Source organism: Hahella sp. CCB-MM4 (assembly GCF_002260525.1).
Taxonomy (GTDB): domain Bacteria; phylum Pseudomonadota; class Gammaproteobacteria; order Pseudomonadales; family Oleiphilaceae; genus Hahella.
The window spans coordinates 147,299-161,215 of sequence record NZ_MRYI01000011.1 but is presented as its reverse complement, the minus strand read 5'-3'; the positions used below and the strand labels follow the sequence as shown (position 1 = coordinate 161,215).

The 13,917-nt window shown below is 52.1% G+C and carries 12 protein-coding genes; 11 read left to right on the top strand and 1 reads right to left on the bottom strand.

The features are described 5' to 3' along the window. The first annotated feature begins 36 nt into the window (after nucleotides 1-36). The 10 genes from mraY to lpxC all read left to right on the top strand — a co-directional run bounded on the left by mraY (nucleotide 37) and on the right by lpxC (nucleotide 11,759). Nucleotides 37-1,119, top strand: coding sequence for a phospho-N-acetylmuramoyl-pentapeptide-transferase (mraY, locus tag BTA51_RS18450; RefSeq protein ID WP_094709926.1), 1,083 nt, complete (start codon nucleotides 37-39; stop codon nucleotides 1,117-1,119). 121 nt (nucleotides 1,120-1,240) lie between these two features. After that, nucleotides 1,241-2,581: a UDP-N-acetylmuramoyl-L-alanine--D-glutamate ligase gene (murD, locus tag BTA51_RS18445; protein ID WP_094709924.1), complete on the top strand. Its 1,341-nt coding sequence runs from the start codon at nucleotides 1,241-1,243 to the stop codon at nucleotides 2,579-2,581. Further along, nucleotides 2,578-3,741 carry a putative lipid II flippase FtsW gene (gene ftsW, locus BTA51_RS18440; RefSeq protein WP_094710021.1) on the top strand — a complete coding sequence of 388 codons (1,164 nt, stop codon included), beginning with the start codon at nucleotides 2,578-2,580 and terminating at the stop codon, nucleotides 3,739-3,741. Before murD ends, ftsW begins: the two co-directional genes overlap by 4 nt. Then, nucleotides 3,738-4,826, top strand: coding sequence for an undecaprenyldiphospho-muramoylpentapeptide beta-N-acetylglucosaminyltransferase (gene murG / locus BTA51_RS18435; protein ID WP_094709922.1), 1,089 nt, complete (start codon nucleotides 3,738-3,740; stop codon nucleotides 4,824-4,826). Before ftsW ends, murG begins: the two co-directional genes overlap by 4 nt. Next, nucleotides 4,823-6,301 carry a UDP-N-acetylmuramate--L-alanine ligase gene (murC, locus tag BTA51_RS18430; RefSeq protein ID WP_210404868.1) on the top strand — a complete coding sequence of 493 codons (1,479 nt, stop codon included), beginning with the start codon at nucleotides 4,823-4,825 and terminating at the stop codon, nucleotides 6,299-6,301. The genes murG and murC overlap by 4 nt, the downstream gene beginning before the upstream one ends. 63 nt (nucleotides 6,302-6,364) lie before the next feature. Further along, nucleotides 6,365-7,330, top strand: a complete 966-nt coding sequence (locus tag BTA51_RS18425) for a D-alanine--D-alanine ligase (RefSeq protein WP_094709920.1) — start codon at nucleotides 6,365-6,367, stop codon at nucleotides 7,328-7,330. A gap of 6 nt (nucleotides 7,331-7,336) precedes the next feature. After that, nucleotides 7,337-8,164, top strand: a complete 828-nt coding sequence (locus BTA51_RS18420) for a cell division protein FtsQ/DivIB (protein WP_094709918.1) — start codon at nucleotides 7,337-7,339, stop codon at nucleotides 8,162-8,164. A 40-nt stretch (nucleotides 8,165-8,204) separates the two neighbouring features. Beyond that, nucleotides 8,205-9,437 (top strand): cell division protein FtsA, encoded by a 1,233-nt coding sequence (gene ftsA / locus BTA51_RS18415; protein WP_094709916.1) that lies wholly within the window; start codon nucleotides 8,205-8,207, stop codon nucleotides 9,435-9,437. Nucleotides 9,438-9,603: 166 nt separating this feature from the next. After that, nucleotides 9,604-10,761: a cell division protein FtsZ gene (ftsZ, locus tag BTA51_RS18410; RefSeq protein WP_094709914.1), complete on the top strand. Its 1,158-nt coding sequence runs from the start codon at nucleotides 9,604-9,606 to the stop codon at nucleotides 10,759-10,761. A gap of 89 nt (nucleotides 10,762-10,850) precedes the next feature. Beyond that, nucleotides 10,851-11,759 carry a UDP-3-O-acyl-N-acetylglucosamine deacetylase gene (gene lpxC, locus BTA51_RS18405; protein WP_094709912.1) on the top strand — a complete coding sequence of 303 codons (909 nt, stop codon included), beginning with the start codon at nucleotides 10,851-10,853 and terminating at the stop codon, nucleotides 11,757-11,759. Nucleotides 11,760-11,808: 49 nt separating this feature from the next. Here lpxC and BTA51_RS18400 read toward each other — a convergent pair whose 3' ends face one another. Next, nucleotides 11,809-12,240 carry a DciA family protein gene (locus BTA51_RS18400; RefSeq protein WP_094709910.1) on the bottom strand — a complete coding sequence of 144 codons (432 nt, stop codon included), beginning with the start codon at nucleotides 12,238-12,240 and terminating at the stop codon, nucleotides 11,809-11,811. Between the two features lie 296 nt (nucleotides 12,241-12,536). On the opposite strand from BTA51_RS18400, the gene BTA51_RS18395 reads away from it, so the two are divergent. Continuing rightward, nucleotides 12,537-13,478: a M23 family metallopeptidase gene (locus tag BTA51_RS18395; RefSeq protein WP_094709908.1), complete on the top strand. Its 942-nt coding sequence runs from the start codon at nucleotides 12,537-12,539 to the stop codon at nucleotides 13,476-13,478. The last annotated feature ends 439 nt before the right edge of the window (nucleotides 13,479-13,917 follow it).

Genomic DNA, 13,917 nt, shown 5'->3' with positions numbered 1-13,917 from the left:
CAGTGAACTTTTAAAAACGAATAGGAAACATCGCCGATGTTAGTTTGGGTAGCTGAATTCCTGGCGCAGTATTTCAGCATTTTCAGCGTCTTCCAGTATTTGACACTACGCGCGATTTTCGGCGTGTTAACCGCGTTGGTGATTTCGCTGGTGGTCGGGCCTGTGATGATACGGAAACTGAGTTACTACCAGATCGGCCAGGCAGTACGTGATGACGGTCCGGAAAGCCATTTCAGCAAAGCGGGAACGCCTACCATGGGTGGCGCGTTGATTCTGGTGGCAATTGCCGTCAGCACACTGCTCTGGTCTGACCTGAGTAACCGCTACGTGCTGATTACTCTGGCCACAACCTTGCTGTTTGGTGCCATCGGGTGGGTTGATGACTGGCGCAAGGTGGTTGAGCGTAATCCGAAGGGATTGCCCGCCCGCTGGAAATATTTGTGGCAGTCAGTATTCGGTCTGGCGGCAGCCTGGTTGCTTTATGAAACGGCTCAAACCGTCGATGAAACGGCGTTGATTGTGCCTTTGTTTAAGGAAGTGGCGATACCTTTGGGGGCTGGCTTCATTGTCCTGACCTATCTGGTGATTGTGGGCAGTAGTAATGCGGTCAACCTGACTGATGGATTGGATGGATTGGCCATCATGCCGACTGTCATGGTGGGAGGTGCGCTGGCAATATTCGCTTACCTGAGCGGCCATGTGAAGTTTGCGGAGTATCTGCATATTCCGTATCTGCCGGGAACCGGTGAGTTGATTATCTTCCTTGGTGCCTTGGTAGGTGCCGGACTTGGATTCTTGTGGTTCAACACCTATCCGGCCCAGGTATTTATGGGTGATGTGGGAGCTTTGGCGTTGGGAGCCGCTCTAGGAGTGGTTGCCGTTATTGTCCGACAGGAGATCGTGCTGTTTGTGATGGGCGGTGTGTTTGTGATGGAGACAGTCTCCGTCATTTTGCAGGTTGCTTCGTTCAAGCTGACCGGACGGCGTATTTTCCGTATGGCGCCACTGCATCATCACTTTGAGTTAAAAGGCTGGCCTGAACCGCGGGTAATTGTCCGTTTCTGGGTGATTACGGTGGTATTGGTTTTGGTTGGATTGGCAACTTTGAAGATTCGGTAAACACCGGATCTAAGTTGGTATTGGGCGGAGCCGAGTCAGTAATGAGAGCAGCTGAGTCGGTAATGAGAACAGCTGAGTCAGTAATGAGAGCAGCTAAGTTGGTATTGAGAGACAGGATCGAATGACCATTCTTGCGCGTGATCGACATATTGTGATCGTCGGTTTGGGAGTAACCGGGCTTTCCTGTGCTCGGTATCTGCACGCGAAGGGTATGTCGTTCTCGGTGATGGATACCCGTGATGTTCCGCCTGGTCTGGAAGAGCTGAAGAATCTTTGTCCGGATGTCGACATTGTGACTGGTAGCCTGGATCGGGAGAAACTCGGTGAGGCTTCGGAAATCTGGTTGAGCCCGGGTGTGGCGCTGGCTCACCCTGATATCGCAGCGGTGAGCGATAAGGTCATTGTGCGCGGCGATGTTGATGTGTTCAGTCAGGAAGCTAAGGCACCGATTATTGCCATCACCGGCAGTAACGGTAAAAGCACTGTGACTTCCATGGTCGGGGAAATGGCCAAGGCATGTGGTGTCCAGGTCGCTGTTGGAGGCAACCTGGGAACGCCTGTGCTGGATCTGTTGGCACCTGAAGTCGAGCTGTACGTGGTGGAGCTGTCCAGCTTCCAACTTGAAACCACTGAAAAGCTAGAGGCTAAAGCCGCGACCGTTTTGAATCTGTCGCAGGATCACATGGACCGCTATCCGGACATGATGGCCTATCACTTGGCGAAGATGAGAGTGTTCTTTGGTTGTCAGCATCTGGTGCTGAACAAGGACGATGTATTGGCTCAGCCTCCCATGATTCAGGGAGCGGCTGTCACCTGGTTTAGCCTTTCATCTCCAGAGCCGCGGCAGTTCGGACTGGTGAGTTCAGGTGACAAGCATTTTCTGGCCAAGGGCAATGAAGTGTTGCTGGATACTGACGAACTCCGAATCAAAGGGCGTCATAACTGGAGCAATGCTCTGGCGGCGCTGGCATTGGCGGAAGCTGCTGGGTTGTCGTTGCCGATTTGCCTGGAGACGCTGAAGGATTTTACAGGGTTGGAGCATCGGTGTGAGTGGGTGGAATCTGTCAACGGTGTCGATTTCATCAATGACTCCAAAGCCACAAACGTTGGTGCCACCATTGCGGCGCTGGAAGGATTGGGACCTGTCACCGCCGGCAATTTGATTCTGATATGTGGTGGCCAGGGCAAGGGTCAGGATTTTAGTGCGTTGTTTGACTGTATGGAGCGATATGTCCATGCGGCCGTGGTACTCGGAGAGGATCGTCAGCTGTTGAGGGATGGTCTGGCAGCGAAAATGCCGGTACACGAGGTCAATACAATGCAGGAAGCTGTATCTACTGCAGCTTCGCTGAGCAATGGAGGGGATCTGGTGTTGTTATCCCCTGCCTGCGCAAGTCTGGATATGTTCCGTAACTATGTGGAGCGGGGCGAAGAGTTCAAACGATGGGTGAGGGCGTTATGACAACAATGACGCTTAGTCATCATCGAATATCCCACGCGGTGGAAGTGGATCTTCCTCTGTTGGGAGCTGCAATTGCCTTGCTGGCGTTTGGTCTGGTGATGGTGACCTCTGCATCTTTGGATGTAGCGGATGTCAGAAACCATCAAGCGCTTTATTACTTCTGGCGGCACGGCGCATACATCCTGATTGGGTTGTTTGTCGGGTTTGCCATGTTACGGGTGCCGTTACGGTGGTGGCATGAACAGAGCTGGGTATTGCTGGCCATTGCATTGGCGGTGCTCCTGGCGGTTCTGATCCCGGGCATCGGCAGGACTGTAAACGGCAGTACCCGCTGGGTTGGGTTGGGGATTATCAATATCCAGCCATCGGAAATCGCCAAGGTATGCATGGTGATCTATACCGCCAGCTATCTGGTACGGCGGATGGACGAGGTTCGTGGCAGCTGGTGGGGATTTATCAAGCCGTTGCTGGTGTTAATGCTGGTCGCACTACTGTTGCTGATGGAGCCTGATTTTGGCGCGCTGGTGGTCATCATGTCGGCGATTGTCGGAATGATCTTCCTCAGCGGTGTGGCGTTGAAACACTTCGGGGCTTTGCTGGTGATGTGTGTCTCCAGTGTGGCCTTATTGGCGATATCACAGCCTTATCGTCTGAAACGGTTGACAGCTTATACCGATCCCTGGGCGGACCAGTTTAATTCTGGATATCAGCTTACCCAGTCGTTGATTGCGTTTGGGAGAGGGGAGCTGACCGGAGTGGGCCTGGGTAACAGTGTACAGAAGCTGTTTTATCTGCCGGAGGCTCACACAGACTTTGTGTTTGCCATTATTGGTGAGGAGTTGGGGTTAATTGGTGTGCTGGTAGTACTGGCTCTATACGGTGTGTTGCTGTGGCGGGGAATGTCCATCGCCCGCTCCGCCGAGAAAGCCGGTCAATTGTTCAATGCTTATGTGGGTTATGGCATCACGTTGTTATTGGGAGTTCAGGCTCTGATTAACCTGGGGGTAAACACCGGATTGTTGCCTACGAAAGGACTGACACTGCCGTTGATCAGTTACGGCGGCAGCAGCCTTATTATCAGTTGTCTGTGTGTCGGGATCCTTCTGCGCATCAGGGCAGAGCTTGGAAGTGCATCAGAATCTGAGGGAGGTCGATCATGAGTAAGACTTTCCTGGTGATGGCGGGAGGCACGGGTGGGCACGTTTATCCGGCCCTCGCTGCCGCTGAAGCACTACGGCAAAACGGTGCCCGCGTGGTATGGCTGGGCTCGGCCGGTGGTATGGAAGAACGCATTATCGGCAATACCGATATTCCGATGCAGCTTCTGAGCATCGGTGGATTGCGCGGTAAAGGGGTGATGACTTTGATCAAGGCCCCTTTGAATCTGCTGCGGGCACTTTGGCAGGCGTACAAGGTATACCGCAGGGAGCATCCGGATTGTGTTCTGGGCATGGGCGGGTTCGCTGCCGGCCCTGGTGGAATTGTGGCCATGTTGACCCGGACACCTTTGGTGATCCACGAACAAAACGCGATTGCCGGCATGACGAATCGTTGGCTGGCCAAATGGGCCAAAACAGTTTTACAGGCATTTCCCGGAGCATTTACCGGTAAGGAAATTGTCGGCAAGGATAAGGTGCATACGGTGGGCAACCCCGTCAGACAGGAATTGACGACGCTGGCGTCTCCAAAGGAGAGAGGGATCGGCAGCCGACGTCCGACTGTTGTCGTGCTCGGCGGCAGTCGTGGTGCTCAGGCCCTGAATGAAATAGTGCCCGCAGCCATGGCAAAAATTGAGGAACATGATCGTCCAGCCGTTATTCATCAGGCTGGAGCAGGAAAAGAGGAGTCTTGCAGAGCTCTGTATGAGCAGTCTGGAGTTGACGCCCAGGTTTTCGATTTTCTCCACGATATGAGAGACATCTACGAAAAGGCGGATCTGGTCATTTGCAGGGCCGGCGCCTTAACCCTGACAGAGCTGACTGCGGTCGGTGTCGGGGCGATCCTGGTGCCGTATCCCTATGCGGTGGATGATCACCAGACGGCGAATGCCAGATATCTGGAGCAGGCTGGGGCAGCCATTATTTTTCAACAAGCAGAATTAACGGTGGATAAGTTGGCAAGCAGTATCAGCCAATTACTGGCGCAGCCCGAGAGGCTGCTGGACATGGCCGATAAAGCCAATCAACTGGCGCAGCCTGAGGCCACTCAGAGCGTGGTTCGTTATTGCCTGGAGGCTTGCGCATGAGCAAAGACAAAGTGACAACAGTGGCAGCAGAACCGGCAACTCTGGAGTTGTGGGAACCCCCGGAAATGAGACGGGTCAGACAGATTCACTTTGTCGGTATCGGTGGTTCCGGGATGTGCGGTATTGCCGAGGTCTTGTTGAACCAGGGTTATGACATCAGTGGTTCCGATATCAAAGAGTCCGCGGTAATTGCACATATGCGTCAACTGGGTGCGAAGGTGATGATCGGGCATAAATCCGAGAATATCAGTGGTGCCAATGTGGTGGTGATTTCCAGTGCCGTCGCACAGGACAATCCAGAGGTTGTGGCGGCTAAAGAGCAGCGGATTCCTGTGATTGCCCGCGCCGAAATGTTGGCCGAAATCATGCGCTATCGTCATGGGATTGCCGTTGCCGGAACTCACGGTAAGACCACGACCACGAGTCTGGTTGCTTCGGTGTTTGCTGAGGCCGGGCTTGATCCGACGTTTGTGATTGGTGGTCGGCTCAACAGTGCGGGTACAAATGCCAAGATGGGAGCTTCCAGGTTCCTGGTGGCAGAGGCGGATGAGAGCGATGCGTCATTCCTGCATCTGACGCCGATGGTGTCAATTGTCACCAATATTGATGCGGATCATATGCATACCTATGGCGGCGATTTCGACAGGCTGAAACAGACATTTGTGGATTTCCTGCACAACCTTCCGTTTTACGGAACAGCGGTCATGTGTGTGGATGATCCGGTAGTACGGGAAGTGATTCCTCGTGTAGGCCGCGCGGTGATTACCTATGGATTTTCCAAGGATGCGGACATCCGGGCTGAGGAGTTGACCCAGCACGAGCAGGAAATCCGCTTTGTTGCCAAGCGTCCTGCCGGGTATCCGGATCTGAACATCCGCCTGAATATGCCTGGACGCCACAATGTATTGAATGCTCTGGCGACGATTGCCGTGGCGTCTGATGAAGGTATTGCGGATCAGGCGATCATTGATGGATTGGCAAAATTCCAAGGCGTTGGCCGCCGGTTCCAGGTTTACGGCGAATATCCGGTGGTCAATGGTGGACAGGTCATGCTGGTGGACGATTACGGTCACCATCCGCGTGAAGTGGAAGCAACGATCAAGGCCATCCGGGATGGTTGGAAGGATAAGCGGCTAGTCGTGGTGTTCCAGCCTCATCGCTATACCCGCACCCGTGACTTGTATGAAGACTTTGTCCAGGTGCTGTCCAAGGTGGATGTCTTGGTGCTGCTGGATGTTTATCCGGCCGGGGAAAAAGAAATCCCCGGAGCAGATGGCCGTAGCCTGTGTCGTTCTATTCGCCAGCGCGGACAGATCGACCCGATTTTCGTTGAGCGCGGGGAAGACGTTCGCGTTGTTCTCAGCCGGGTTCTGCAGGATGGTGACCTGCTGGTGACCCAGGGAGCCGGGGATGTTGGCGCGATTGCCGGAAAACTGGCTGAAACCGGTTTGATGCTGGAAGAAGAGAAGAATTAGGCGGTGGTGAAAACCATTCTGGCCTGAATGAATCAAGAATTTGCATAAAGAGATTGTAGGTAAATGACGATCGAGCAACTCAAACAACGTGTTAAGTCTCTGGACGTATCCGAGTTCGGGCGCGTTGCCGTGTTGTTTGGTGGAGATTCCGCCGAGAGAGAGGTTTCCCTGAAAAGTGGTAAAGCCGTTCTTGATGGGCTGCTTGCAGCGGGTGTCGATGCGTTTGCTTTGGATCCCCAGGATGGCCTTTCAAGTGTGGTGGGAACTGAGTTTGACCGCGCATTTATCGTTTTGCATGGCCGGGGTGGTGAAGACGGCACGATGCAAGGCGTCATGGAGTTGCTGGGTAAACCATACACCGGAAGTGGTGTTCTCGCGTCTGCCCTGGCAATGGACAAGTTGCGCACCAAACAGATTTGGGAATCCATGGGGTTGGCAACACCAGCATACCGGGTGCTTGAAGAAAATACCGATTGGGATGCTGCCATTAATGATCTGAATGGCTGCGCCATGGTGAAGCCTGCACACGAAGGATCCAGTATCGGCATGCGCAAAGTGTCATCAGCACAGGAATTGCGTGATGCGTATCTGGAAGCGGCGAAGTACGACTCCCTGGTGTTCGCCGAAACCTGGATCACCGGAGCGGAATATACCGTCAGCATCCTTGAGCGGTCGGCATTACCCGTTATCGGGCTGCAGACTCATCATGAGTTTTATGACTATGACGCCAAGTACATTGCCAATGACACGCGTTACCTGTTGCCCTCGGGGTTACCGGATGCCACTGAGACAGAGTTTAAGGAGCTTTCTGAAAGAGCCTATCTGGCAGTGGATTGTGAAGGCTGGGGACGGGTGGATCTGATGGTCGACGCTGACGGGCAGTCCTGGTTACTGGAAGTGAATACCGTGCCGGGCATGACTGATCACAGTCTGGTTCCGATGGCGGCAAAACAGGCGGGGTTTTCGTTTGAAGAGCTGGTGGTGGCGATATTGTCCACGACCCTGAGTGCAACGCGGGAAAGGGGTTAACCACCCATGATGCGGAAAGGCTCCAACAATACCAAGGTCAAGGTTCGCCGGGGGGCAAGTGCCACCCAGACCCGGAGTAAAAGCTCGTTGCGCACTTCGGCCTTCCGAAAGCGGCTGGCGCAGATGCCCTGGGCGAAGCTGGGAATACATGTCGGCATTTTTATGTTTTGGCTGGCATTGCTAAGCGGTTTTTCCTATGGCGTTGGCTGGTTGGATCAGCCGATTACGAAAATCGAGGTGACCGGGGATCTGCTACATACCCATAAGAAAGATGTTGAAGCAGTATTGGCGGCCAATTTACAGAAGAGCTTTTTCACTGTGGATCTGGCCCAAATCAGGGAGCAATTGGAAAAAGCGCCCTGGACCAAGGTAGCTGCAGTATCCCGTAGGTGGCCGGATACATTACGGGTGCAACTGGTGGAACAGGAAGCCGTTGCAAGATGGAATGAGAAAGGATTCATCAATATTGCCGGAGAAGTATTTACGCCGGAACAACAGGAACAGGTTGTGGATTTGCCCCAACTGAGCGGACCGGAGCACAAGGTCGGGGATGTATTTTCACGTTTCAACGAGTGGCGGAATGAACTTGGGAGTATCGGTCTGGAAGTCTCCCGGGTATCCATGGAGTCGAGAGGAGCGTGGCGAATCGGATTTGCCGATGGCTGGGAACTGAACCTGGGTAAACAGGATGTCGAGGAACGACTGAAGCGGTTTACCACCCTGTTTGTTAAAAAGTTACACCTGGAGCGGGAGCGCATTGCGTCGGTGGATGCCCGTTATACCAGGGGGGTTGCAGTGACATGGAAAGAAGCCGACACCCCGGAATCAAGCTGATGCATTTATTGGGAATTAAGCAAACACAGAGTCTGACAATATGGCGAGTTTGAGTGGGAATATGATCGTAGGACTGGATATAGGCACCTCCAAGGTGGTTGCGATTGTCGGTCAGAAAAACGATGAAGGCGACATCGAAATAGTCGGAATTGGCTCCCATCAATCCCGCGGCTTGAAGCGTGGTGTCGTGGTCAATATTGAGACCACCGTGCAGGCCATCCAGAGAGCCATAGAAGAAGCAGAGCTGATGGCTGGATGTCGGATTCATTCGGTTTATGCAGGGATCGCCGGCAGCCATATCCGCAGTATGAACTCTCACGGAATTGTCGCCGTGCGGGAAAGAGAGGTGATTCAGGCAGATCTGGACCGGGTTCTGGATGCTGCGCAGGCGGTAGCCATACCGGCGGATCAGCGGGTGTTGCATGTGATTCCCCAGGAATATGTGATCGACAATCAGGAAGGGGTTAAAGAACCTCTGGGCATGTCCGGGGTAAGGCTGGAAGCCAAAGTGCATTTGGTCACCTGTGCCGTGAACGCCTACCAGAATATTGAAAAGTGCGTAAAGCGTTGTGGTCTTGAAGTCGACGAAATCATCCTGGAGCAGGTGGCTTCCAGTTATGCGGTGCTGACGGATGATGAAAAAGAGCTGGGGGTCTGTGTGGTGGATATCGGCGGTGGTACCACCGATATTGCGATCTTCACCGGTGGGGCGATTCGCCATACCGCGGTGATTCCAATTGCCGGCGATCAGGTCACCAATGATATCGCCATGGCATTGCGCACTCCCACGCAGAATGCTGAGGAAATCAAAATCAAATATGCCTGTGCACTGACGCAACTGGCAGGGGCTGATGAAACGATCAAAGTGCCCGGTGTTGGGGATCGTCCGGCCCGGGATTTAAGTCGGCAGGCGCTGGCAGAGGTTGTGGAGCCTCGTTATGAGGAGCTGTTTACCTTGATCCAGTCGGAACTACGCCGTAGCGGCTATGAAGACCTCATTGCTGCGGGCATCGTACTGACCGGCGGTACATCAAGCATGGAAGGTGTGGTGGAGCTGGCGGAAGAGATATTCCACGCACCGGTACGTCTGGCAGTACCTCAATCGGTAACCGGTCTCAGTGATGTGGTGAACAATCCGATGTATTCAACGGCGGTAGGGCTACTGCTCTTTGGCTTCAGGCAACAGGAACTTGGGCTGGGAGTCCAGCGCAAGTCAGAACAGGCCGTGAACATGTTCGAAAGAATCAAGAACTGGTTCATGGGGAACTTTTAAGGGAATGCCGGAGCTTCCTCTTTTGGAGGCTCTGCAGGTGGTACATGCAGGTACCACAGAAACGTCGGAAATCCCGACGCTTCTCCAGGCAGGCTATAGGGATCAGGTCTGATCTGGAAGATGTAATTAAAAACGCAGACATTGAAATAAGTGAAAGGAGAAGGGGATGTTTGAACTAGTCGATAACGTACCACAAAATGCGGTCATTAAGGTCGTCGGGGTCGGTGGTGGAGGCGGCAACGCTGTCCGTCACATGTTGGAAGGCTCCGTTGACGGTGTTGAATTTATTTGTGCCAATACAGATGCTCAGGCGTTGCGTGATGTGGATGCCAAGCATGTTATTCAACTGGGTGGCACTATTACTAAAGGTCTTGGGGCTGGAGCTAATCCGGAAGTAGGTCGCCAGGCAGCGATGGAAGATCGTGATCGTATCGCCGAAACTCTGAAAGGCGCCGATATGGTCTTTATCACTGCCGGTATGGGCGGTGGAACCGGTACCGGCGGAGCTCCGGTTGTTGCAGAAATTGCCCGCGAAATGGGAATCCTGACAGTTGCAGTGGTAACTCGTCCGTTCCCGTTTGAAGGTGGCAAGCGGATGAAAGTGGCTGAAGCCGGTTTGAAAGAACTGTCACAGCATGTGGATTCCCTGATTACAATTCCCAACGAAAAACTGTTGAGCGTCATGGGTAAAAACACCAGCTTGCTGGATGCTTTTGCTGCTGCCAACGACGTATTGTTGGGCGCCGTACAGGGTATTGCCGATCTGATTATCCGCCCGGGTATGATCAACGTCGACTTTGCAGACGTTCGTACCGTGATGTCTGAAATGGGTATGGCGATGATGGGAACCGGAATTGCTTCTGGTGATAATCGCGCACGTGAAGCAGCCGAGCGCGCAGTTCGCAGCCCATTGCTGGAAGATATCAATCTGCAGGGCGCACGTGGAATCCTGGTCAATATTACTGCCGGTATTGATCTGTCTCTTGGTGAGTTCTCTGAAGTTGGTAACACCATTGAAGAGTTCGCATCGGATTCCGCTACAGTTGTGGTTGGTACAGTCATCGATCCTGAAATGAAAGATGAGCTGCGGGTCACAGTTGTTGCGACCGGATTAGGCGGTATACATGACAAGCCGACTAAAGTGGTCGATAATTCGCGCCAAGTAAATGGCACCACAGATTACCATCAGTTGGAGCGCCCAACGGTAATGCGGAAACGTACTGCTACTGTGGGTAATGCTGCTGTGGAGCGCCGGGCAGTAGGAGACGAGCAAAGCGTTGAGTATCTTGATATTCCAGCGTTTCTGCGTCGTCAAGCCGATTAATTTGACGGTTTGGTCAATTAGGTTGGAGGCCCTAAAGGCTTTCTGGTATGATTTGGCCGAATTTCGTCCAGTTTTGGTGAATCGCCGCAATGATTAAACAGCGCACTTTAAAGAACATCATCCGTGCGACGGGGGTGGGTCTGCACTCGGGTGAGAAAGTCTATCTCACTTTGAAGCCGGCTCCTGTTGATACCGGAGTTGTTTTCTGTCGAACGGATCTTGACCCGGTCGTGGAAATCCCGGCTCGGGCAGAGAATGTAGGGGAAACCCTGCTTTCGACGACCCTGGTTAAGAACGGCGTGAAAGTCGCCACAGTTGAACACTTATTGTCTGCGTTAGCAGGCTTGGGGATCGACAACTGTTACGTGGAACTTAGTGCTGCGGAAGTGCCTATCATGGATGGTAGCGCAGGACCCTTTGTATTTTTGATCCAGTCTGCGGGAATCGAAGAACAACAGGCGTCCAAGAAGTTTATCCGCATTAAGCGTGAAGTTACTGTAACGGAAGATGACAAGAAAGCGACCTTCCTGCCGTTTGACGGGTTTAAAGTCACCTTCAGTATCGACTTTGACCATCCTGTATTTAAGGGACGGTCACAGGAGACAACGGTGGACTTTTCCAGCACGTCTTTCGTGAAGGAAGTAAGCCGGGCCCGTACTTTCGGGTTTATGCGTGATATTGAAAAGTTGCGGGCAATGAATCTTGCTCTGGGTGGCAGTGTGGACAATGCCATCGTTGTGGACGATTTCAAAATTCTGAACGAAGACGGCCTGCGCTATGACGATGAATTCGTCAAGCACAAGGTGTTGGATGCCATTGGCGATCTTTATCTGCTGGGTAAAAGCCTGGTAGGAGAGTTTCGTGGGCATAAATCCGGTCACGGCTTGAACAATAAACTTCTCCGCGAATTATTAGCCCAGAAGGATGCTTGGGAGATCGTGACTCTGGAAGACACTCAGGATGCCCCTATTTCCTTTATGAAGCCTGTATTGGCCTGACACTGTCAGGTCTCTAGGGAAGGCCTGCCGCGAATGTGGCAGGCCCGAACTATTTTGCGTGAGATGCGAGTGATTCCAGCACCTTGCGCAACTCTTCATCGTTACAATACTCTGCCTCTTGCAGCAGAAGCTCCGCGGTCCGCGTTGAAATCGGGCTGGTTTTGTTCTTGGGCTTCGGTTTTTCTGTGATCGGTTTAACCCGTGGGGTTATCTGATACACAAACTCAAATTCCTTAAATTGCCGCAGGCTTCTCAGTATTTCGTGCTGATTCATACGAACCTGGTTAGCGACCAGGGCATTGGGAACCACCACTGTAATTTTGCCGTTTTGTTCACCAGCAAATTGAACGCTCTCCTTTAAAGAGTCCGGAAGACCATGGGCAAAAAGCTGCTGTAGCTGATTAATCATGCCTGTACGACTGATTAACCGCCCAAGATCAGAGCGGGAATCGGAGAAGAGTTCTGTTACCTGCTTACGCATAGCGGAATGACATTAAATAATGGTTAGACAAGTTTAATCGACTCTCGATGGACTGAATCATTTATATATTGGCATTATATTGGGGTTTACTAAACCTGCTCCCAGGGCTTATTTTATGCGTTTTAGGCACATAATGCCGGTATTTTAGAACATCCTGTAACAAAAACCTGAATATTAACCACATTGTGCTGCTGCATTTACTTCTATAATGAAATTGGATACTCTGCCTCGTTTGATATTTTACTGTATTTAACAATCTGGTCCCGTTAGGGCAAACACGAATCCACGAAAACACTATGGACATTATTGTTCTAAATCGTAGTCATGACCGATCACGGTCCTTTACGCTGAATAAGCTGGTTGTTTTCGGCGCCGTCAGTCTTTTACTGGGTGCCATGGGAGCTGTCTCTTATTTAGGGTTTCAGATTGGTGCGTCTGCGCGGTCTGCGTCCTCCGCGGACCTGGTTGACAGTGAAATCATCCAGAATTGGGAAGGTAAGCTGGCAACACAGCAGCAGCAAATCGAAGAATATAAAGTCAAATCGGCTCAGCATATTGATGCCCTGACCCTCCGTATGGGAGAGCTTCAGGCACGTCTGCTGCGGCTGGATGCATTAGGACAAAGATTGACGGATGTTGCGGGGCTGGATGAAGGGGAATTTGATTTTGTCTCCACTCCGGCACTGGGTGGTCCGGAAGAAGTTGGTTTGGAGCAGTCGTATACGGTGCCTGAATTGACGTCGGCCCTGGAAGCGATCGAGCAACAAGCCGAATCCCGTGAGCAGCAATTGCGCCTTATGGATGAGCTGTTTGTGAATCAGAAGTTCCAGCGCGAGCAATTTGTTGCCGGGCGCCCGATTCTGAAAGGGTGGTTGTCATCCTATTACGGGTATCGTTCAGACCCATTTACAGGTAAGCGGGCCTGGCACGCCGGAGTTGATTTTGCCGGTAAAGAAGGAAGTGACATTGTTGCAGTAGCGGGCGGTGTTGTGACCTATGCGAGCGAACGCTATGGCTACGGTCAACTAGTGGAAATTAACCATGGTGGCGGTCTGGTTACCCGTTATGCGCACTGTAAGAAAATTTTAGTTTCTGTAGGTGATGTTGTTCAGAAAGGTCAGGAATTGGCTTTGATGGGTAGCACCGGTCGTTCAACCGGTCCTCATGTGCACTTCGAAGTGCGGAAAGACGGTAAGCCGACAGATCCTGCCAAGTTTATACATCGGGCAAGTCGCTAACAGAATTCAGGTTGTCCGGTAAATTATTTTCGATCCCGTTTTTTGCCAGGGTGATCGATGACAAAAGGCTCAAGCCTGGCTGACGGCCAAATTGAAATGGCCGTCAGACAACATTTTCTTCTCATCTTCTGAATATTTCCTACTATTAGACTTTTAATTTCTATTCGCAGCCTATATTGTTACTTGGCGTAACAAGTGTGCACTAATCCCTTTATTGCTGTAACAAGATGGGGTTAGAATGCGGAGCTTGGATTTAGGCTCCCTCTAGACGGCATACCCAAAAGCTCTGACAGGGAGTCTGTGCGAAAGCTTTATCAGTCCTTTTATGGTCAGCTTCAAATGAGGCTTTTGCACAGGCTTACCAACAGCGCCCGATGTCATTGAGCACTCAAGTCGTAATTCCGCCCAAGAAGAACGCGTACATATAAAAAGGTATTTT

Excerpts from the sequence above, each read along its gene's own strand:
- ftsZ (WP_094709914.1), top strand. The coding sequence starts at position 9,604 with ATGTTTGAACTAGTCGATAACGTACCACAAAATGCGGTCATTAAGGTC.
- murC (WP_210404868.1), top strand. The coding sequence starts at position 4,823 with ATGAGCAAAGACAAAGTGACAACAGTGGCAGCAGAACCGGCAACTCTG.
- murD (WP_094709924.1), top strand. The coding sequence starts at position 1,241 with ATGACCATTCTTGCGCGTGATCGACATATTGTGATCGTCGGTTTGGGA.
- ftsW (WP_094710021.1), top strand. The coding sequence starts at position 2,578 with ATGACAACAATGACGCTTAGTCATCATCGAATATCCCACGCGGTGGAA.
- BTA51_RS18420 (WP_094709918.1), top strand. The coding sequence starts at position 7,337 with ATGATGCGGAAAGGCTCCAACAATACCAAGGTCAAGGTTCGCCGGGGG.
- murG (WP_094709922.1), top strand. The coding sequence starts at position 3,738 with ATGAGTAAGACTTTCCTGGTGATGGCGGGAGGCACGGGTGGGCACGTT.
- mraY (WP_094709926.1), top strand. The coding sequence starts at position 37 with ATGTTAGTTTGGGTAGCTGAATTCCTGGCGCAGTATTTCAGCATTTTC.
- ftsA (WP_094709916.1), top strand. The coding sequence starts at position 8,205 with ATGGCGAGTTTGAGTGGGAATATGATCGTAGGACTGGATATAGGCACC.
- BTA51_RS18395 (WP_094709908.1), top strand. The coding sequence starts at position 12,537 with ATGGACATTATTGTTCTAAATCGTAGTCATGACCGATCACGGTCCTTT.
- BTA51_RS18425 (WP_094709920.1), top strand. The coding sequence starts at position 6,365 with ATGACGATCGAGCAACTCAAACAACGTGTTAAGTCTCTGGACGTATCC.
- BTA51_RS18400 (WP_094709910.1), bottom strand. The coding sequence starts at position 12,240 with ATGCGTAAGCAGGTAACAGAACTCTTCTCCGATTCCCGCTCTGATCTT.
- lpxC (WP_094709912.1), top strand. The coding sequence starts at position 10,851 with ATGATTAAACAGCGCACTTTAAAGAACATCATCCGTGCGACGGGGGTG.